The following is a 17,895-nucleotide window of genomic DNA, read 5'->3' as shown; positions in this document are numbered from 1 at the left end:
CTAGCAATCTAGCAAAAGTCAAATGCGGATGCGGTGAAACGACTGGAATGAATCGGCGCGCGGCCCGCGAGCAGGCCGCTTGCAGTGCCTCGTATGCCCGCGTTACCGCGCAACTCGCGCCGCGAGCCGCGCGAACAGCGCGTCGAGATCGAATCCCGCCGTATTGACGCCGATCGTGTCGCGCAGGCACGCGGCCCAGTCGGCTGCTGTGTCGAACGTGACCGTGCGCCCGGCGCCCGCCGCGTCGCGCAGCGTCAGCACGGTGTTGACCAGCGCCGCGCGGCCGTCCGGCAGCACGCGGCACGCGATCAGGTCGTTCACGAAGATCGATTCGGGATACGTCGACGTGAACCAGTTCGCGGCGTCGTAATCGATCCATTCGGCCGGCTTCAGCGAGAAGCGGTAGGTCGTGTGCCAGCCGTCGGGGATCTCGAACTGCATGTCGAATTCGCCGTGGACCGGCGCATCGACCACGCGAAACGCGCCATGCGGCGTCAATTGCCGCTCGCCCGGCGCGAAGCGCAGCGGCGCGGTCAGCGTCGCGCTGCCGAAGCCGATGTCCGCGAGCCACGCCGCGCCGTCGAGGTCGATGCGCAGCAGCATGTGCGTCTGCGCGGTGACGATCTCGGGCGGTCGCATCCAGCGCACGCGCGCGATCAGCGGCGTCACGCGGAAACCGATCGTCGTGAGCGCGGTGTAGAACAGCTTGTTGAGTTCGAAGCAGTAGCCGCCGCGGCGGCGTTCGATCACCTTGTCGACGATCGCGGGCAGGTCGAGCGCGACGCGCGTGCCGGTCAGCGGATTGAGGTTTTCGAACGGAATCGCCTGCGGGTGCAGCAGATGCAGCCGGCGCAGCACGTCGAGCGTCGGCTCGACCGGGCCGTCGTAGCCGATGCGGGAAAAATAGCGCGAGAGGTCGAACGAGTCAGTCATGAACCGGCACCGATGAAAGGGACCCGCCACGATAGCATCGCGCGAAATCCCCATGTTGTGCGGGCCTATCGTTCGTGGCCGGCGTGCGCGATGATGGCCGCGCATCGCCGCCGCACCCGCACGACGTTACGGCAGCAGCTTCAGTGCGGACGACGCGACCGACGGCACCGAAATGCCCTGGCTCGTCGCGAACTGCACGGCCTGGCTGAGCGTCGCGGCAAGCGACTGCAACTGGCCCGGCGCGCTTTGCGCGATATACGTCGCGGCCTGCATGTTCTGCGGATTCAGGCCCGACTGCAGCAGCGACGCCGCGCTCGTCGAACCGAGATTGCCGAGCCCCGACTGCAGTTGCGAATACTGCGTGAGCCCCTGCCCGAACGAGGCGAGGCCGTTGCTGAACGCCTGCTTGTCGATCGGCCCGTGCGTGGCGCCGCCGCTCGCGAACGCCTGGCCGAGCGCCTGCGACACCGATTGCTGCGCGCCGCCCATCTGCGACAGCGTGGCCGGCGACAGCGCATCGCCGCCGGATAACTGGCTCGCGGCCTGCTGCGCCTGCCCGGCCGCCCCGGTCAGGCCCATCGCCGATGCGAGCGACGACTGGCCGCTCAGCACCTGCCGGTTCGCGCCGACATAGGCCTGCAGCAACTGCGCGACACCGCCCTGCGCCGGCGCTGCCGCCTGCTGCTGCCCGCCGCCGAGCAGCGACGCGCCGATCGACTGCAGGTCGAGCTGCGCGTGTGCGGCGCCGCTCGCCAGGATGCCGAACGCGATGCCTGCCGAGGCCAGATGCCGGCCCGTCGCGCGAATGTGCTTCATGTTTTTCCCTCGTGCCCGAATGGTCGAGGCGATATTGTCGAAGCGCGTCGCGCGCCGCCGCAACGACTGAAACACATCGAAACGAAATCACCGCGCGCCGCCGCTTGCAATTCCGCGGCCGACGACCGTCGTCGCGCCGATTCGTCCATGTTTGCGGTGCGATGTGATGCGCGTACCGGCATTCTTTCTCCGGTTGCGTCAATGGACGCAGGCTCCGGCGTGCGCAGGCAGCGCGCCGAAACACCTCCACGGGCGCGTTTCGTGTCGAGCGATGCCAAGCAAAACGGGCAGCGCATCGCCGCCCGCTTCGTCATGCGGCCACTACCGCCCGCCACTGCCCGCCGGCGACGCCGTTACGCTGCCATCCACGCCGGCAACCGCAGGTTGACCCAGTCGGCCGCCTGCTCGTAGCCGTGCGCAAGCTGCAGCACGGCGAGATCGGCGCGCGGACGCCCGATCAGCTGCATCCCCATCGGTAGCCCCGCGTCGTTGAAGCCGACCGGCACGTTGATCACCGGGCAGCCGGCCAGCGTCCACGGCACGACCGTTTCCATCCAGCGATGGTAGGTGTCCATCGCGCGGCCCGCGATCTCCTTCGGCCAGCGCTGGTCGACGTCGAACGGAAACACCTGCGCGGTCGGCGCCGCGATGAAGTCGTAACGGTCGAAGAAGCTCAGCACCGCCTGATGCCACGCGGTCCGTTCGACGCTCGCGTCGAACACGGCCGCGCCCTGCATCGCGAGCAGCCCCTCGACCTCGTAGATCGCCTCGGGCTTCAGCAGCGCGCGCCGCGCCGGGTCGCGATAGTGCGCGAGCAGCCCGCCACCCGACAGCAAGTGCCGGTGCGTGAGCCACAGACGCCAGATCCGGTCGGGCGCGAACGCCGGCAGCGCCGCATCGACGTCGCAGCCGATCTCGCGCAGCGTCGCCAGCCCGCGCTCGCACTGCGCGAGCACGCCGGCCTCGGTCGCGAGATAGCCGTTCCAGTCGCCAACCCACGCGACGCGCTTGCCGCGCAGGTCCGCGTCGAGCGGCTGCGCGAACACGGCCGGATCTTCCGCGAGCGACAGCGGATCGTTGCGGTCGTAGCCGGCCTGGATCGCGAGCAGTTGCGCGACGTCGCCGACGGTGCGGCCCATCGGCCCTTCGATGCCGAGTTGCTGCATAAACACGTCGACGCCCGGCCAGCGCGGCACGCGACCCTGCGACGGACGCAAGCCGTAGATGTTGCAGAACGCGGCCGGATTGCGCAGCGACCCGCCGAAATCGCTGCCGTCCGCCACCGGCAGCATCCGCGACGCGAGCGCCGCCGCCGTGCCACCGCTGCTGCCGCCCGCGCTCTTCGTCAGGTCGTACGGGTTGCGCGTCGCGCCGTAGACCTCGTTGAACGTGTGCGAACCGAGCCCGAACTCGGGCGTATTGGTCTTGCCGATGAAGATCGCACCGGCCGCGCGCATCCGCGCGACGCCGACGGAATCGGCCTGCGGCACGTTCTCGCGGAAAATCGGCGAGCCGTAGGTCGTGCGCAGCCCCTTCGTCATCGCCAGATCCTTCGGCGCCTGCGGGATCCCGTGCAGCCAGCCGCGATAGTCGCCGCGCGCCAGCTCCGCATCCTTTTCCGCGGCTTCCGCCAGCAGCGCGTCGTGGTCGCGCAGCGCGACGATCGCGTTGACCGCGCCGTTCACGCGCTCGATGTGGTCGAGATATGCACGCATCGTCTCGACGCACGAAACCGCCTTGCTGCGGATCGCCGACGCAAGCTCGCCGGCCGACAGGCGCACGACCGGATCGACGGGAATGGAAGCGGGAGCGAGAAACTGCGGGGCGCGGTGCGGCATGCGGGGTCTCCTGGGAAGCGGTATCGGATGGCGCGCCGCCCGGCGGCGGCCGCCGCTCTACTCTACGCGACGCGATCCGGGCGACCTCCGATATTTTGCGGCGCAATTCATTGCGGATTCGACTGAATCGCGATGCTTCGGACAACCGGCGACGACCGGGCTGCGCCGGCGCCGCCGCTCACTGCCGTTTATGCGCATAAACTTAAATTTCTTATATTTTTAATCGGTGCGTCACAGGACCGCGCACGTTAACGACATTTTTATACGGCCGACCGATCTCTTTAGATCGCTTCGTCCGGCCGCCCGCTACGCTGGAAGCACTTCGTTTCCGGGTTCATCGTCCATGCTCAAGCTGCTGGTTCCGGTCGGCCATTCGCCCCGCTCGCTTCAGGCGGTTCGTCACGCGACGTTCCTGTATCGCGAGCGCTGCGCGTCGGAGGTCGTGCTGATCAATGTGCAGGCGCCGCTGGAATCGACGCGGCTCGAGGCCTATCACCCGCTGTCGCGGCTGCGCGCGATCGAGACACGATTCGCGACCGACGATCTCGCGATGGCCGAGCGGATCCTGCGCGATGCGGACGTGAAATTCAGCGTCGTAATGAAGGTCGGCCCGGTGGCCGATACGATCGCGGCCGTGGCGGCCGAGACCGGGTGCGACGAGATCGTCGTCGCCGCGCCGAGACGCGATCCGCTGCACGCGCTGATGTCGGTGTTTCGGCGCAGCGTGATGTCGCGGCTGGTGCGAATTTCGAACGTGCCGGTGACGGCGGTGCAATGACGGAAAGGCGCGTCACGCGTGCGCACCGTGCGCACGCTGTCGCGCAGCGCTTATTTGATGGCCTTGCGCCAGAACACGAAATAGGCGGCCGCCGAAGACGCCAGCAGCAGGATCGCCCACATCGGGGCAAGACTGATCAGGACGGAAGAGACGTTCAACATTTGGATTCCTCACTATTTCGACAGCGATATTCAACACCTGCGTGCTTGCCGGACCTGACGCGTTGACCCTGCGTCGCGTTCCGTCAAATCATGCATTCATGCTATCGCTTTGAACGGCCGCGCGACCGCCGCCGCCCGCCCGTACCCTGACATTCGTCAAACTACCGCGCATTGGCCGCCCGCCGGGCGGCGGCGACGGAAAAACAGGACAGGATCGTCCCGCCCCGCTACCGCTTTCAGCAGACGTTTACCGGGGGAAGCCCCAAGTGCTTCGTCGAACGTGTCCGCGTTACGCTTGAGCGACGAGGAGACGAACCATGAGACGAGCCGTACATATCGCTGTTTTTGCACTGCTGGCCTATCTCATCGGCGATCGCGCGATCCTGCATGCGCAGGGCCGCGACGCCAGCCCGCTCGCGTGCGAGCAAGGCGCCGCGCAGGTGAAGGCCGACGCGCTCGGTCGCGGCTTTGGCGAAACCGCCGCCGGCAGCCAGAGCGAGGCCTTCATGTCGGGCTGCCTGGTGACGGGACGGAACGATCGGAACGTCGCGATGGCGGCCCGCTGACGCGTATCATCCGTGGGCGAGCCTGCGCGCCCGAAGTCGCAGGCTCGGGCGCCGGTTTGCGCTGCCGGCCGCTACTTTCCCGATCGACGTTTCGACGGACGTCATCGTCCGCCCCTCCCTGCCCCGTTACGCCCAACATGACCGATCCGAACACCGCGTTGATCCAGCGCTTCTACACGGCCTTCCAGCAGCGCGACATCGATGCGATGCTCGCGTGCTACGCCGACGACATCGTGTTCAGCGATCCCGCATTCGGCGAACTGCGCGGCGAACTTGCGCGCGACATGTGGCGGATGCTGGTCGCGCGAGCCCAGGAGTTCTCGCTGACGTTCGGCGAAGTCGCCGCGGACGACCAGGCCGGGCGCGCGACGTGGAGCGCGCGCTACCGGTTCGCCGCGAGCGGGCGGATGGTGGTCAACCGGATCGATGCGCGCTTCCGGTTTCGCGACGGACGCATCGTCGAGCATCGCGACCATTTCGACCTGTGGCGCTGGGCGCGTCAGGCGATCGGGATGAAAGGCGCGCTGCTCGGCTGGACGCCCTTCATGCAGCGCGCAATCCGTGCACAGGCACGGAAAAATCTCGACGCGTATCGCGCCAAGCGGAAATAAATGAACCCGCGCGCGCCGCGGCCCCTCCGCTAAGGCTTCATCGTCGCGTTGATCAGGTCGTACGCCATGTCCGGCACCACGCCGTCCGGGTTCGTGAGGCCGTTCTGGCGATACCAGCTTTCATCGGCCTCCGGATGCGGGCCGGCAAGGCCGACGCGCCCTTTGCCGTAGCGGTACGTGGCAGCCGCGATGTCCTTGTTCGGGTAGATCGCCAGCACGATCCCGCCGGAGCCGATCGGCGCGACCGGCAGCCTCGCGCCGTCCTGATAGTAGATCCAGCGCTTTTTCCCGCGCCAGACGACCGGCGTCACCGTGTCGGCGATGCCGTGAAGCGTCGAGCCCGGCCGGTCGACCTCGGAGTCGATATCGCCGGCAACCAGCCCGAAACCCTGCGCGCCGGCCAGGTAGGCGCCCATGCACAGCCCGAGGTATCGGCCGCCGTTCGCGACGTATCGCCGCACGGCCCGCATTTCGTTTCGGCCGATGCTGGCTGCCGCGCCGGGAATGTCCTGCCCGCCGCCGGGCTGCACATAGAGCGCCGCACCGGCCAGCGCGGCGGGCGTGATCCTGAGCTTTTCCGCCGGCCCCACGTAGATCACCCGGAACCGCTGGTCCGATTCCCGCAGGCGTGTGGCGATGGTTTCGGCGCACCCGTCACACGCGGCAGGACCGCGATAGACCAGCGCGACCGGCCGACTCGCCGCATCCCCCGCTTCGTCGCCGGGCGTAGCCGCGTAAACGGCCGGCGACGCGACGAGCACCATCATCAGGAAAATCGCGTTTCTGGAGTGCATGTCGTGGATCGCCGGAGTCAAGGGAAGCGCTACCGCCCGGGCCGAATCGACGGGGCGCGCGACGACGTCCGCCTCCCGTTCCGCCTCCCGATTGCAAGCTGCGTGACGGCAAGCGTAGCGGCCCGAACGCGCCCGGTGTGTACCGTTTCCTGCGGGATTGTGCAGATACGTGCGATACCGACGACCTGAACCGACACCCTGCATCCGCCCGCCGGCCCGCCCGACAAGGCCGGCTCCGCCATGCAGCCGCGCCTCCCGTCTTTCGCATTGCCAAGTCTTATATAAGACATAAGACATTTGACGTTCCAGACCATTGAGATTAGAATCCCGCTCAAAGCAGTGCCTGGAATAGCCCCGGAGTGCCGGCAAGGCCTTCCCCTCAAACGCAATATCAGCAGGTCTCCCCATGCTTGAAAACTTTCGTGCTCACGTGGCCGCCCGCGCCGCGCTCGGTATTCCTCCCCTGCCGCTGACGGCTCAGCAAACCGCCGAACTGGTCGAATTGCTGACGAACCCGCCCGCCGGCGAAGAGCAGACGCTGCTCGAGCTGATCACCCATCGCGTGCCCGCCGGCGTCGACGAAGCCGCTCGCGTGAAGGCCGGCTTCCTGGCCGCCGTCGCGAAGGGCGAGACCGCCTGCCCGCTGATCTCGCGTGCGCGCGCCACCGAGCTGCTCGGCACGATGCTCGGCGGCTACAACATCCAGCCGCTGATCGAGCTGCTGTCCGACGAAGCCGTGGCCGCGGTCGCCGCCGACGCGCTGAAGAAAACCCTGCTGATGTTCGACCAGTTCCATGACGTGAAGGAACTCGCCGACAACGGCAACGCGCACGCGAAGGCCGTGCTGCAGAGCTGGGCCGACGCCGAATGGTTCACGAGCCGTCCGGAAGTGCCGCAAAGCCTGACCATCACCGTGTTCAAGGTGACGGGCGAAACCAACACCGACGATCTGTCGCCGGCGCCGGACGCCACCACCCGCCCGGACATCCCGATGCACGCGCTGGCGATGCTGAAGAACGCGCGCCCGGGCATCACGCCGGAAGAAGACGGCAAGCGCGGCCCGGTCAAGTTCATCGAATCGCTGAAGGAAAAGGGTCACCTGGTCGCCTACGTCGGCGACGTGGTCGGCACCGGCTCCTCGCGCAAGTCGGCCACCAACTCGGTGCTGTGGTTCACCGGCGAAGACATCCCGTTCGTCCCGAACAAGCGCTTCGGCGGCGTGTGCCTCGGCGGCAAGATCGCCCCGATCTTCTACAACACGATGGAAGATGCCGGCGCGCTGCCGATCGAGCTCGACGTGTCGCAGATGGAAATGGGCGACGTGGTCGAACTGCGCCCGTACGAAGGCAAGGCGCTGAAGGACGGCAAGGTCATCGCCGAATTCCAGGTGAAGTCCGACGTGCTGTTCGACGAAGTGCGCGCCGGCGGCCGCATTCCGCTGATCATCGGCCGCGGCCTGACCGCGAAGGCGCGCGAAGCGCTCGGCCTCGCGCCGTCGACGCTGTTCCGCCTGCCGCACCAGCCGGCCGACAGCGGCAAGGGCTTCTCGCTCGCGCAGAAGATGGTCGGCCGCGCGTGCGGTCTGCCGGAAGGCCAGGGCGTGCGCCCGGGCACGTACTGCGAACCGAAGATGACCTCGGTCGGCTCGCAGGACACCACGGGCCCGATGACCCGCGACGAACTGAAGGATCTGGCCTGCCTCGGCTTCTCGGCCGACCTCGTGATGCAGTCGTTCTGCCACACCGCCGCGTATCCGAAGCCGGTCGACGTGAAGACGCACCAGACGCTGCCGAACTTCATCAGCACGCGCGGCGGCATCGCGCTGCGCCCGGGCGACGGCGTGATCCACTCGTGGCTGAACCGCATGCTGCTGCCCGACACCGTCGGCACCGGCGGCGATTCGCACACGCGCTTCCCGATCGGCATCAGCTTCCCGGCGGGTTCGGGCCTGGTCGCGTTCGCGGCCGCCACCGGCACGATGCCGCTGGACATGCCGGAATCGGTGCTGGTCCGCTTCAAGGGCAAGATGCAGCCGGGCGTCACGCTGCGCGACCTCGTCAACGCGATCCCGCTGTACGCGATCAAGCAAGGCATGCTGACTGTCGCCAAGCAAGGCAAGAAGAACATCTTCTCGGGCCGCATCCTCGAAATCGAAGGCCTACCCGACCTGAAGGTCGAGCAAGCGTTCGAGCTGTCGGATGCATCGGCCGAGCGTTCGGCGGCCGGTTGCACGGTGCACCTGAACAAGGAACCGATCATCGAGTACCTGAACAGCAACGTCACGCTGCTCAAGTGGATGATCGCGCAGGGTTACCAGGATCCGCGCAGCCTGCAGCGTCGTATCGCCGCGATGGAACAGTGGCTCGCCGACCCGCAACTGCTGTCGCCGGATGCCGACGCCGAATACGCGGCGGTCATCGAGATCGACCTCGCCGACATCCACGAGCCGATCGTCGCCTGCCCGAACGACCCGGACGACGTGAAGACGCTGTCCGACGTCGCCGGTGCGAAGATCGACGAAGTATTCATCGGCTCGTGCATGACCAACATCGGTCACTTCCGTGCCGCGTCGAAGCTGCTCGAAGGCAAGCGCGACATCCCGGTCAAGCTGTGGGTCGCGCCGCCGACCAAGATGGACCAGAAGCAGCTGACGGAAGAAGGTCACTACGGCGTGTTCGGCACGGCCGGCGCACGGACCGAAATGCCGGGCTGCTCGCTGTGCATGGGTAACCAGGCACAGGTGCGCGAAGGCGCGACGGTGATGTCGACGTCGACCCGCAACTTCCCGAACCGCCTCGGCAAGAACACGAACGTGTACCTCGGCTCCGCTGAACTGGCGGCGATCTGCTCGCGTCTGGGCAAGATCCCGACCAAGGAAGAGTACATGGCCGACATGGGCGTGCTCACCGCCAACGGCGACAAGATCTACCAGTACATGAACTTCGACCAGATCGAGGACTTCAAGGAAGTCGCCGACACCGTGCAGGTGTAAGCACGCAGTCGGGCTGCGACGGGCGGTCGACGTCGCAGCGCACTGACAGGCGCCGCAAGCCGAAAGGCCGCGGCGCTTTTTTTTCATGCGTCGGCGACCGGACGCGCCCGTTCGGTCAGTCGTACAGCGCGTGCAGCCGCTCGACCACGTCGAACGGCAAGCCTTCGTCATAGCCGTCCGCTTCGTCGAGATCGACGTACTCGCGTCCGTCGGTCGGTTGCAGCATCAGCGCCGGCACAGGCCGCGCGACCGGTACGTCCGGATAATCGTTCGGCCCCGCGCCATCGAAGTCGTGCGGATCGAACCAGATGCCGTGATGGGCGTAATAGCCGTCGGCATAACGTTGTTCGATGTCGCGAAGCAGCCGGAACGTATCGAGTTGATACGACGCGTCGCCCAGATCGCTTTCGTTCGCATACTGCACGAACCACGCGGCGCCGAGATTCCAGTAGATCAGCAGTGCGGTCGCGCGATCGACGTTGCGGTTGTCCAGCAGCCAGCGCAACGCGCGGCCGTTGCCATCGTAATTGGAGCGTGCGGCGAACCGGTGCCACTGCTCGGGCGTCGCGCGTTCGAGCCACGCCCGGACGATGTCCCACGCCTTCTGTTCGATTTCGGTGTCGTCCATGGATTGCGCGTTGCGGAATGAGCGGTAACGGGAAAGTCTTCGATGAGCGGCGATTCTAGCGCCGCTGCCATTCATGCGGCGTCGTCGCCCGACTCGCGACGGATCACCAGTTCGTTGAAGCCGGTGCCCGCATCCGGTTCGCGCGAGAAACGATGCGCGGGCAGCAGCGCGAGCAGGATCTCGGCCGTCGTGCGCACCACGCAGCCGCTCGCAACGTGGCCGCCCGTCACGCGGCCGGCTGCATCGGAGATCGACATATGCAGATGTGCGCCGTCCGGCGATACGGAGCCGGCCAGCGTCAGGATTTCGAGGTCGCCGCGCAGCTCGGTCGGCTGATCGACGCCGGCGAAGCGCAACTGCGCGACGCTCAGGCTGCCGATGCCCTGGATCACGAAGGCCGCATGCGCTTCGTGCTGGCGTAGCGCTGCCTCGATGGCGCCGCGCAGATCGTCGCCGGGAGAAAGACGCAAAGGATGGGCTTGCATGGTCGAGAACCTGTGGGTCGGTCGCGGTATCGGCCAAGCGTACGTTCGCCGCGTGAATCCGGCAAGTCATCCGCTCACGATAGTCCGCGCGCGTCGGCGTCTTCCCGGCGCCGTTTCATCCACTACCGCTCGACTCCGGCGACCTGCGCATACGGAATCCGCGGCATGGTTTCGCACCGGCCGCAGCGCATCGGTTTGTTGACGTACGGAACGCACACGTATCCGTATGAAAACCGACCCCAACGTATGCAAGAATCAGTTCCTCGAGGCAATCCCTGCTTTATCGCCCTCTTTCACCGAACGCTCCGTCGAATGCCCAAATGCCAGAATACGTATGAGCGGTTCCACACCCCAAGCGACGACATCGCCGCGCGGGAAGTCGCGGCAATGAGCGATGAGGAGCGTGCGCGCGCCAAGTCGGTGGGGAGCGTGCATGTCCGAAGCTGGCTCGCCATTCTGGTGATGCCGGTCGCAGTCGGGCCTGCGATCCCGATGCTCGCGTATTTGCTGGGTATGCTTGCATACCGCGGAACGGTCGATCCGGCCTTCGATATGGATCGTGCGGTTAGCGAAACAGCCGTCACCGTCATATGGGTCACGGCGCTCTTCATCGCAGCGTCGATCGGCCTGAACTGGTGCGTCGCGACGTACGGCACCCGACAGCGGTACTGGCGTGAAACGCCGTCCAACGGGCATGTCGAATTGGAGCGCCATACGCTATGCTCGGCAATCGTCGTGTGGTCGGACGACTACGATCCGGAACCCCTCTACGTCGAGGAATGGATCGACGGCAAGCTCAAATCCAGCACGACCGGAGTCAGGCAATGGATCCTGGCCCGAACGTCCACCGGTCATTGGCTGGTGCTGGATCATCGAATTGCGGCAGACGGTTGGGGCGCGCCGCCAACGTTCCCCTCGGAGACGAAACGATTGATCCCGCGGCGAGAATTGGCAATCGCATTTGCGCCACGCACCCATATCCGCATCGGATTGAGATGGAGTGGACCAGCGGCGCCATTGACCGTGACGTCCTACCTGCTGTCTCATGCCGAATGTGAGCGCCTGGCTGCGGCGGCTCATCACTATGCTTTTTTTCCGCCGGATCAATATGGCGTCGTCGATCCCGCCGATGCAGACTGGGTCGGGGAACTCGCCGCCAAGGCACTGGAGCGCGAAGTGCCTGTCGACGTGGCGGCCGGGCGAGCGTTGACGTAATCGTCGCCGACCGATGGATTGCAACGCTGCGCGGGAAAGACAAGGTCGAGGGCTGGCTCGCGAAGTTGTGAATACAACCTCATCCGCCGACCGTCGAATCGAACTTGGCGGGCCGAATCCGATTGCGCCGCGCGAGTGCATCAGCGCGTGCGCGATCGTCTCCGCCGGAAAATGGACTGCCGCCGCGGCAGCATCAGCCGCGGTCGCGCGCCAGCAACCCGTACAGCGCGCTATCCGACACTTCGTCGCCGACGATCCAGCGTTCGCGCAGCAGCCCTTCCCGGACGAAACCCAGCCGTTCGAGCAGCCGCGCCGACGCGACGTTGCGCGGATCGATATCGGCCTCGAGCCGGTTCAGCCGCAGCGTGTCGAACGCATGATCGATCATGGCCGACGCCGCTTCGCGCATGTATCCGCCGCGCCAGAACGCGCGCCGCAGGCTGAAGCCGATCTCGGCGCGTCGGCATTGCGCGTTAGCGTGGAACAACACGCACTCGCCGAGCGTTTCGCCGGTTTCCCGCAGTTCGAGCACGCAGGTCAGGCTCTCCCCGCTCACGGACGTCTGCACGTTGCGCGCGACGCGCGCCTCGGCCTGCTCGATCTGCGTCATCGGCGAGAACGAGAAATAGCGCATCGCTTCCGCATCGGACCAGATCTCGAAGAAGGCTGGCGCGTCGGCGTCGCGAAGCGGCCGCAGCACGAGGCGGGAGGTATTCAGCGTGACGGGTTCGAACAGGGGCATGGCAGCGGTCTGATGAAAATCGGGACCGTTCATTAGACCACGCGAGCCGCGCGGCAACCATGGCGCCCGTTTGCAACGCTCGACATCGAACGACCGAATCGCCGCGAAATGGACAGGCCCGGGCGAACATCCCCGGGCCTGAGCACCTCATCCGTTACTGCCGGCCCCGCTTACGCCTCGAGCGCCTCCAGCACCTTCCCCTTCGTCTCGATTCCGACGAAGTGCACGGTCAGCGCCGCGATCAGCGGCACCCCGCCGATCAGATAGAACGCCGGCGCGAGGTTTCCGCCGATGATCGCGTGCGGCACGATCATTGGCGCCGCGAACGACGCGATCTTCAGCCACGCGCTGCCGAGCCCGCAGCCCGACGCGCGGATGCTCGTCGGATACTGCTCGGGCGTATAGACGTACGCGGTAATGAACCCGGACGCCATCAGCCCGAGCGACAGCGAGCAGAAGATCGCGACCACGTACACCGACGACGCGTGATAGATGCCGGCGAGCGCGAGCGACAGCGCGCACAACACGAACGACCACACGATCACCGGCTTGCGGCCGAGCTTGTCGACCAGCAGCGCGGACGCCAGCGAACCGAGCACGCCCATCACCGAGCCGATCACCGCGAGGTTCAGCGCGAGCTGCAGCGGCGCATGATAGAAGTTCTTGTAGATCGTCGGCAGCCATGTCGACAACCCGTACTGGATGAACCCGCAGGTCGCCCACAACGTCGCCACCGCGAGCGTGCGCTTGCGATATGCGGCGCTGAACAGGTCGCTCATCCGGCGCTTCGGATGCTGGCGCACCATCTCGTCGAACGCGGCCACCTGCGTGACCGGCGGCAGTTCGCCGCGCACCGATCCTTCGAACACGCCGACCGCGCGCCCGGCTTCCGCGAGCCGCCCGCGCGACGCGAGCCAGCGCGGCGATTCGGGCACGAGGTGCGTGAGCACGAGCGACAGGATCAGCGGCAGCCCGCCGACGAAGTACATGATCTCCCAGCCGAAGCGCGGCACGAGCCACGCACCGAGCGCCATCGACACGAGCAGGCCGATCGGGAACACGATCTCGTACAGCAGCACGAAACGGCCTCGGCCATGCGCGCGCGTGATCTCGTTGATGTACGTGGCCGCGACCGGCAACTCGCCGCCGAGCCCGAGCCCCTGCAGAATCCGCAGCAGTACGAATATCTCGAACGTCGGCGCGAAACCGCACGCGATGCTCGTGATGCCGATCACGGCCGAACTCCATGCGATCGCTTTCACGCGGCCATGCTTTTCCGCAAGGGCGGGAAACAGGAATGCGCCGATCAGCTGGCCGATCGCGCCGGACGCGATCAGCATGCCGATCTGCGTCGGCGACAGCCCCCACTTGTGAATCAGCAGCGGCAGCGTCGCCGCGATCGTGATCACGTCGAAGCCGTCGAAGAACGTCGCGGTGCCGATCAGCACGCGCGCGCGGATCTGCATCGCGTTGGCCGGAAGCCGCTCGAGCCGCGCGATGATCGCGCCGGGCGTGGAGGCGGCAGCTTCCATCGTGGCCCTGCCGGCCACGACGTTGTCGAAAGTGCTCATGCGGGGTGTCTCCTGGGTCTCTTTCCGGTCGAGCCGGTCAGGCAAGCGCTTGGGTCGTGTCTGCCAGGGCTTCCGTATCCACTGCCCGGCCCTGGTTCATCCACTTGCGCGCGAGCTTCAGCTCACGCGCGTTGTTCACGGCGATGACACCTCTCACATGCCCGCCGCCCACAAAAAACAGCGTCGCACGACGCGCGGCGAGATCGCCGCGCACGACGAGCTGCGCATCGGCCGGCAGATCGCCGAGGATCTGCAGGTTCACGTCGTACTGATCGGACCAGAACCACGGAATCTCCGCGTACGGTGCACGCACGCCGAGCACGGCCTTCGCCGCCGCGATCGCCTGGTTCTGCGCGTTCGCCCACGATTCGAGCCGCACGCGCCGTTTCAGCCAGCCGTTGTGATGGTTGGCGACGTCACCGCACGCGAAGATCGCCGGGTCGCTGGTCGCGCCGTATTCGTCGACGACGATGCCGTCGTCGACCGCGAGCCCCGCATCGCTCGCGAGCGACGCGTTCAACGCGAGGCCGATGCCGGCCACCGCGAAGTCGGCGTCGATCGTCGTGCCGTCGGCGAGCGTCGCGCGCACCTTCGACGCATCGTCGGGCTGCGCGTCAAGCGACGCGAGCGCCGCACCGAGCCGCACGTCGACGCCGTTCGAGCGATGCAGGTCGAGCAGGAAATCCGACACGATCTGCGGTACCGAGCGGCCGCACAGGCGCGGCGCGCCTTCGACCACGACCGCCTCAACGCCGAGCTTGCGCGCGGTCGCCGCGACTTCGAGGCCGATCCAGCCGCCGCCGATCACGAGCACGCGCCGGCTCGCACGCAGCTTCTCGCCGAGCGCGGCCGCTTCGTCGAGCGTGCGCAGGTAGTGCAGATTCGGCGTGTGGACGAGCGCATCGGGCAAGCGGCGCGACGTGCCGCCGGTCGCGATCACGAGCCGGTCGTATTCGATCTCGCGGCCGCTTTCGGTTTTCACCACACGGCGTGCGCGATCGATCGAGCCCGCGCGTTCCGGCTGCCACGCTTCGACGTTCAGCGCGTCGAATTCATCGGGGCGCACGACGCGCACGGTTTCGATGTCGGCGTCGCCGGCCAGCACGGCCTTCGACAGCGGCGGGCGCTCGTACGGCAGGTGCGGCTCGTCGGCGATCATCACGAGGCGGCCCGCGAAGCCTTCAGCGCGCAGCGTCTTCAGTACCCAGCCGGCCGCCTGGCCGCCGCCGATCACGACGACCGTGGCCGGCGCGGGCTGCTCCTGTGTGTTTGCTTCGCTCATGATTTCCGCTCCGTCATGAACTTGCCTTCCGGCGCCTTCGCGTTCTTCTGCCGGCGCGTGTTGCCGTCGAGGCCGCCGTCGACGGCCCACTCGGCGAACACGGTCGGGCCCGGTTCGAATTCGCGCGGCTGCCATTCGGGCGTCAGCACGTCTTCGTCCGCGTAGTACTCGATCAGCGCGCCGGCCGGATTCTGGAAATACCAGAAGTACGCGGACGACACCGGATGACGCCCCGGGCCGAGTTGCGTTTCCCAGCCGCAGCGGTCGATGTGCATGCCGCCGCCGAACACTTCGTGGATGTCGCGCACGGTGAACGCGACGTGGTTCAGGCCGCGCTTGCCATTCGGCAGCGCGAGCAGGAACAGGTCGTGATGGCCGCCGTGCGGCGCGCAGCGCATGAACGCGCCGCGGCCCGGATAGCGATCCGACGTCTCGAAGCCGAGCAGCTCGTGATAGAACGTTTCCTGTGCGTCGAGGCAATTCGTGAAGAACACGACGTGCCCGACTTCGACCGGCTCCGCGCGCGCGTAAATCGGGCTCGGCTGGTCGACGCGCAGCGTCTGGCCCCACACGTTCGACGGCGAGCCCGTGAGGTCGAGTGCGCGCTTGCGCGTGACTTCGACGCGGATCGCCATCCCGTTCGGGTCGATGCAGCCGACCGCATCGTCCTGTGCGTAGTAGCCGGGCTGACCGGCCAGCTTCGTGCGCAGTGCGTCGAATTCGCGCCGCGTCGCGACGCCCCACGTGACTTCCCGCAACGTCGGCCCCGCTTCGAACGCAGGCGGCAGCGACGGATCGTCGGCCTTCACGACGAGCACGGTGCAACCGTTCAGCGTCTCGAAACGCGCACGCGTGTCGTCATGCGCGACTTCCTTCAAGCCCCAGTCGGCGAAAAAGCGCCGGCACGTCGCGAGATCGTCGACACCGTACGTGATCTGCTCGATTCCCAAGATGCTCATTGCGTCATTCCCCTTCGCTCAGTTCGCCCACGGCAGCGGCGCGTCGTTCAAGCCCCAGTAGAGGCTCTTCTGCTGCATGTATTCGCGGATGCCGAGACGCCCTTTCTCGCGGCCCATCCCGCTCTCCTTCCAGCCCGAGAACGGCGTGGAGATCGAGAACAGCTTGTACGTATTGATCCAGACGGTGCCCGTCTCCAGTGCCCTCGCGATGCGCCACGCGCGCTTGTAATCCCGCGTCCAGATGCCGGCCGCGAGGCCGAACACGCTGTCGTTCGCCTGCGCGATCAGCGACGCTTCGTCGTCGAACGGCATCGCGACCAGCACCGGCCCGAAGATTTCCTCCTGGCAGATGCGTGCGCTGTTCGACAAGCCTTCGAGAATCGTCGGCTGATAGAAGAAGCCGTCCTCGCGCCCGTCGCCCGACGGCCGCTCGCCGCCGCACAGCAGGCGACCGCCTTCTTCCAGCCCGAGCGCGACGTAGCGTTCGACCGATTCGCGATGCTTCGCGGTGATCAGCGGGCCCATCTGCGTGTCGGGCCGCGTCGGGTCGCCCACGCGCAGCTTGCGTGCGCCGGCTACCAGCCGCTGCATGAATGCGTCGTACACCGCGCGCTGCACGAACAGCCGCGAGCCGGCGATGCATGCTTCGCCCGACGAGCTGAAGATCCCGTACAGCACGCCGTTGACCGCGTGATCGAGATCGGCGTCGTCGAACACGATCGTCGGCGACTTGCCGCCGAGTTCGAGCGATACGGGCATCAGTTTCTCGGCGGCGATGCGGGCAATGCCGCGGCCCACTTCGGTGCCGCCGGTGAACGACACCTTCTTCACCAGCGGATGACGCACGAGCACGTCGCCGATCACCGAGCCCTTGCCCGGCAGCACGCTCAGCACGCCCTTCGGCACGCCGGCTTCCTCGCAAATGCGCGCCAACGCGAGCGACACGAGCGGCGTGACCTCGGCCGGCTTGAGCACCACCGCGTTGCCGCCGGCCAGCGCCGGCGCGAGTTTCTGCGCATCGGATGCGATCGGCGAGTTCCACGGCGTGATCGCCGCGATCACGCCGATCGGCTCGTACACGCTCATCGTCAGGTAGTCGCCGCGCGACGGCGTCAGCTCTTCGTCGAGCGTTTCGAGGCACGCCGCGAAATAGCGGAACGTGTTCGCCGCGCTGGCCACCAGCACGCGCGTCTCGGCGATCGGCTTGCCGTTGTCGCGGCGCTGCAGGTTCGCGAGCGCCTCGTGACGCTGCATGATCAGGTCGGCGATCCGGTACAGCACCTGCGCGCGCTGGTGCGGCTTCAGCCCGGCCCAGTCGGCGCGGCGCCATGCGGCGTCAGCGGCCGCGACGGCGTCGGCCGCGTCTTCCGCGTTCGCCGTCGACACTTCCATGTTCAGCGACTGGTCGGCCGGATAGATGCTCGCGTACGGCGCGCCACGGCCGCGCCGCCACTCGCCGCCGATCAGAATGTTGCCGTCGGGCACGAGGCTCGTATCGAAAGGAGTCATGTCACAAGTCCCACA

16 protein-coding genes are annotated in these 17,895 nt (G+C 66.9%); 5 read left to right on the top strand and 11 right to left on the bottom strand.

Annotated features, from left to right (window positions below):
• Positions 1 to 102 precede the first annotated feature (102 nt).
• From J8I35_RS07260 to J8I35_RS07250, 3 genes are all read right to left on the bottom strand, one after another.
• Positions 103 to 933 (bottom strand): arylamine N-acetyltransferase, encoded by an 831-nt coding sequence (locus tag J8I35_RS07260; protein WP_089489487.1) that lies wholly within the window; start codon positions 931 to 933, stop codon positions 103 to 105.
• A gap of 126 nt (positions 934 to 1,059) precedes the next feature.
• Positions 1,060 to 1,749 carry a hypothetical protein gene (locus J8I35_RS07255; protein ID WP_209924872.1) on the bottom strand — a complete coding sequence of 230 codons (690 nt, stop codon included), beginning with the start codon at positions 1,747 to 1,749 and terminating at the stop codon, positions 1,060 to 1,062.
• A 353-nt stretch (positions 1,750 to 2,102) separates the two neighbouring features.
• Positions 2,103 to 3,587: an amidase gene (locus tag J8I35_RS07250; protein ID WP_209924871.1), complete on the bottom strand. Its 1,485-nt coding sequence runs from the start codon at positions 3,585 to 3,587 to the stop codon at positions 2,103 to 2,105.
• 343 nt (positions 3,588 to 3,930) lie between these two features.
• Here J8I35_RS07250 and J8I35_RS07245 point away from each other — a divergent pair, with 343 nt between their 5' ends.
• The 3 genes from J8I35_RS07245 (at position 3,931) to J8I35_RS07235 (ending at position 5,703) form a co-directional block, all read left to right on the top strand.
• A complete protein-coding gene (locus tag J8I35_RS07245) occupies positions 3,931 to 4,365 on the top strand; it encodes a universal stress protein (RefSeq protein WP_209924870.1) in 435 nt (144 codons plus the stop codon).
• A 478-nt stretch (positions 4,366 to 4,843) separates the two neighbouring features.
• Positions 4,844 to 5,092, top strand: a complete 249-nt coding sequence (locus J8I35_RS07240) for an adhesin (protein ID WP_209924869.1) — start codon at positions 4,844 to 4,846, stop codon at positions 5,090 to 5,092.
• A gap of 137 nt (positions 5,093 to 5,229) precedes the next feature.
• On the top strand, positions 5,230 to 5,703 hold the full coding sequence (locus tag J8I35_RS07235; RefSeq protein ID WP_050011908.1) for a nuclear transport factor 2 family protein: 474 nt from the start codon (positions 5,230 to 5,232) through the stop codon (positions 5,701 to 5,703).
• Positions 5,704 to 5,732: 29 nt separating this feature from the next.
• On the opposite strand, the gene J8I35_RS07230 is transcribed toward J8I35_RS07235, so the two are convergent.
• Positions 5,733 to 6,470, bottom strand: a complete 738-nt coding sequence (locus J8I35_RS07230) for a BPL-N domain-containing protein (RefSeq protein ID WP_235356151.1) — start codon at positions 6,468 to 6,470, stop codon at positions 5,733 to 5,735.
• 433 nt (positions 6,471 to 6,903) lie between these two features.
• Between J8I35_RS07230 and acnB the strand changes: the two genes are divergently transcribed.
• Positions 6,904 to 9,489: a bifunctional aconitate hydratase 2/2-methylisocitrate dehydratase gene (gene acnB / locus J8I35_RS07225; protein WP_050011910.1), complete on the top strand. Its 2,586-nt coding sequence runs from the start codon at positions 6,904 to 6,906 to the stop codon at positions 9,487 to 9,489.
• A gap of 115 nt (positions 9,490 to 9,604) precedes the next feature.
• Here acnB and J8I35_RS07220 read toward each other — a convergent pair whose 3' ends face one another.
• Positions 9,605 to 10,117 (bottom strand): DUF4274 domain-containing protein, encoded by a 513-nt coding sequence (locus J8I35_RS07220; protein ID WP_124638952.1) that lies wholly within the window; start codon positions 10,115 to 10,117, stop codon positions 9,605 to 9,607.
• Positions 10,118 to 10,188: 71 nt separating this feature from the next.
• Complete coding sequence (locus J8I35_RS07215; RefSeq protein WP_050011912.1) at positions 10,189 to 10,602, bottom strand: PPC domain-containing DNA-binding protein; 414 nt, start codon at positions 10,600 to 10,602, stop codon at positions 10,189 to 10,191.
• Positions 10,603 to 10,914: 312 nt separating this feature from the next.
• On the opposite strand from J8I35_RS07215, the gene J8I35_RS07210 reads away from it, so the two are divergent.
• A complete protein-coding gene (locus J8I35_RS07210) occupies positions 10,915 to 11,817 on the top strand; it encodes a hypothetical protein (protein WP_209924868.1) in 903 nt (300 codons plus the stop codon).
• Between the two features lie 193 nt (positions 11,818 to 12,010).
• Here the strand turns inward: J8I35_RS07210 and J8I35_RS07205 are convergent, their stop codons facing one another.
• From J8I35_RS07205 to J8I35_RS07185, 5 genes are all read right to left on the bottom strand, one after another.
• Positions 12,011 to 12,559: a GNAT family N-acetyltransferase gene (locus tag J8I35_RS07205; RefSeq protein ID WP_209924945.1), complete on the bottom strand. Its 549-nt coding sequence runs from the start codon at positions 12,557 to 12,559 to the stop codon at positions 12,011 to 12,013.
• A 170-nt stretch (positions 12,560 to 12,729) separates the two neighbouring features.
• Positions 12,730 to 14,130: an MFS transporter gene (locus J8I35_RS07200; RefSeq protein ID WP_209924867.1), complete on the bottom strand. Its 1,401-nt coding sequence runs from the start codon at positions 14,128 to 14,130 to the stop codon at positions 12,730 to 12,732.
• A gap of 37 nt (positions 14,131 to 14,167) precedes the next feature.
• Positions 14,168 to 15,412 (bottom strand): FAD-dependent oxidoreductase, encoded by a 1,245-nt coding sequence (locus J8I35_RS07195; protein WP_209924866.1) that lies wholly within the window; start codon positions 15,410 to 15,412, stop codon positions 14,168 to 14,170.
• Entirely contained in the window at positions 15,409 to 16,371 is a 963-nt protein-coding gene (locus J8I35_RS07190; RefSeq protein ID WP_089489492.1) for a VOC family protein, read from the bottom strand. Before J8I35_RS07190 ends, J8I35_RS07195 begins: the two co-directional genes overlap by 4 nt.
• A gap of 18 nt (positions 16,372 to 16,389) precedes the next feature.
• A complete protein-coding gene (locus tag J8I35_RS07185) occupies positions 16,390 to 17,880 on the bottom strand; it encodes an aldehyde dehydrogenase (protein ID WP_124654392.1) in 1,491 nt (496 codons plus the stop codon).
• Between the last annotated feature and the right edge of the window lie 15 nt (positions 17,881 to 17,895).

Source organism: Burkholderia sp. CpTa8-5 (genome assembly GCF_017815045.1).
GTDB classification, from domain to species: Bacteria; Pseudomonadota; Gammaproteobacteria; order Burkholderiales; family Burkholderiaceae; genus Burkholderia; species Burkholderia sola.
This window is presented reverse-complemented; position numbering and strand designations above follow the sequence as displayed.

Bases quoted from the DNA above. Each gene is read 5' to 3' on its own strand.
- J8I35_RS07205 (WP_209924945.1), bottom strand. From the start codon at position 12,559: ATGCCCCTGTTCGAACCCGTCACGCTGAATACCTCCCGCCTCGTGCTG.
- J8I35_RS07220 (WP_124638952.1), bottom strand. From the start codon at position 10,117: ATGGACGACACCGAAATCGAACAGAAGGCGTGGGACATCGTCCGGGCG.
- J8I35_RS07255 (WP_209924872.1), bottom strand. From the start codon at position 1,749: ATGAAGCACATTCGCGCGACGGGCCGGCATCTGGCCTCGGCAGGCATC.
- J8I35_RS07250 (WP_209924871.1), bottom strand. From the start codon at position 3,587: ATGCCGCACCGCGCCCCGCAGTTTCTCGCTCCCGCTTCCATTCCCGTC.
- J8I35_RS07260 (WP_089489487.1), bottom strand. From the start codon at position 933: ATGACTGACTCGTTCGACCTCTCGCGCTATTTTTCCCGCATCGGCTAC.
- J8I35_RS07190 (WP_089489492.1), bottom strand. From the start codon at position 16,371: ATGAGCATCTTGGGAATCGAGCAGATCACGTACGGTGTCGACGATCTC.
- J8I35_RS07195 (WP_209924866.1), bottom strand. From the start codon at position 15,412: ATGAGCGAAGCAAACACACAGGAGCAGCCCGCGCCGGCCACGGTCGTC.
- acnB (WP_050011910.1), top strand. From the start codon at position 6,904: ATGCTTGAAAACTTTCGTGCTCACGTGGCCGCCCGCGCCGCGCTCGGT.
- J8I35_RS07200 (WP_209924867.1), bottom strand. From the start codon at position 14,130: ATGAGCACTTTCGACAACGTCGTGGCCGGCAGGGCCACGATGGAAGCT.
- J8I35_RS07215 (WP_050011912.1), bottom strand. From the start codon at position 10,602: ATGCAAGCCCATCCTTTGCGTCTTTCTCCCGGCGACGATCTGCGCGGC.
- J8I35_RS07230 (WP_235356151.1), bottom strand. From the start codon at position 6,470: ATGATGGTGCTCGTCGCGTCGCCGGCCGTTTACGCGGCTACGCCCGGC.
- J8I35_RS07210 (WP_209924868.1), top strand. From the start codon at position 10,915: ATGCCCAAATGCCAGAATACGTATGAGCGGTTCCACACCCCAAGCGAC.
- J8I35_RS07240 (WP_209924869.1), top strand. From the start codon at position 4,844: ATGAGACGAGCCGTACATATCGCTGTTTTTGCACTGCTGGCCTATCTC.
- J8I35_RS07235 (WP_050011908.1), top strand. From the start codon at position 5,230: ATGACCGATCCGAACACCGCGTTGATCCAGCGCTTCTACACGGCCTTC.
- J8I35_RS07245 (WP_209924870.1), top strand. From the start codon at position 3,931: ATGCTCAAGCTGCTGGTTCCGGTCGGCCATTCGCCCCGCTCGCTTCAG.
- J8I35_RS07185 (WP_124654392.1), bottom strand. From the start codon at position 17,880: ATGACTCCTTTCGATACGAGCCTCGTGCCCGACGGCAACATTCTGATC.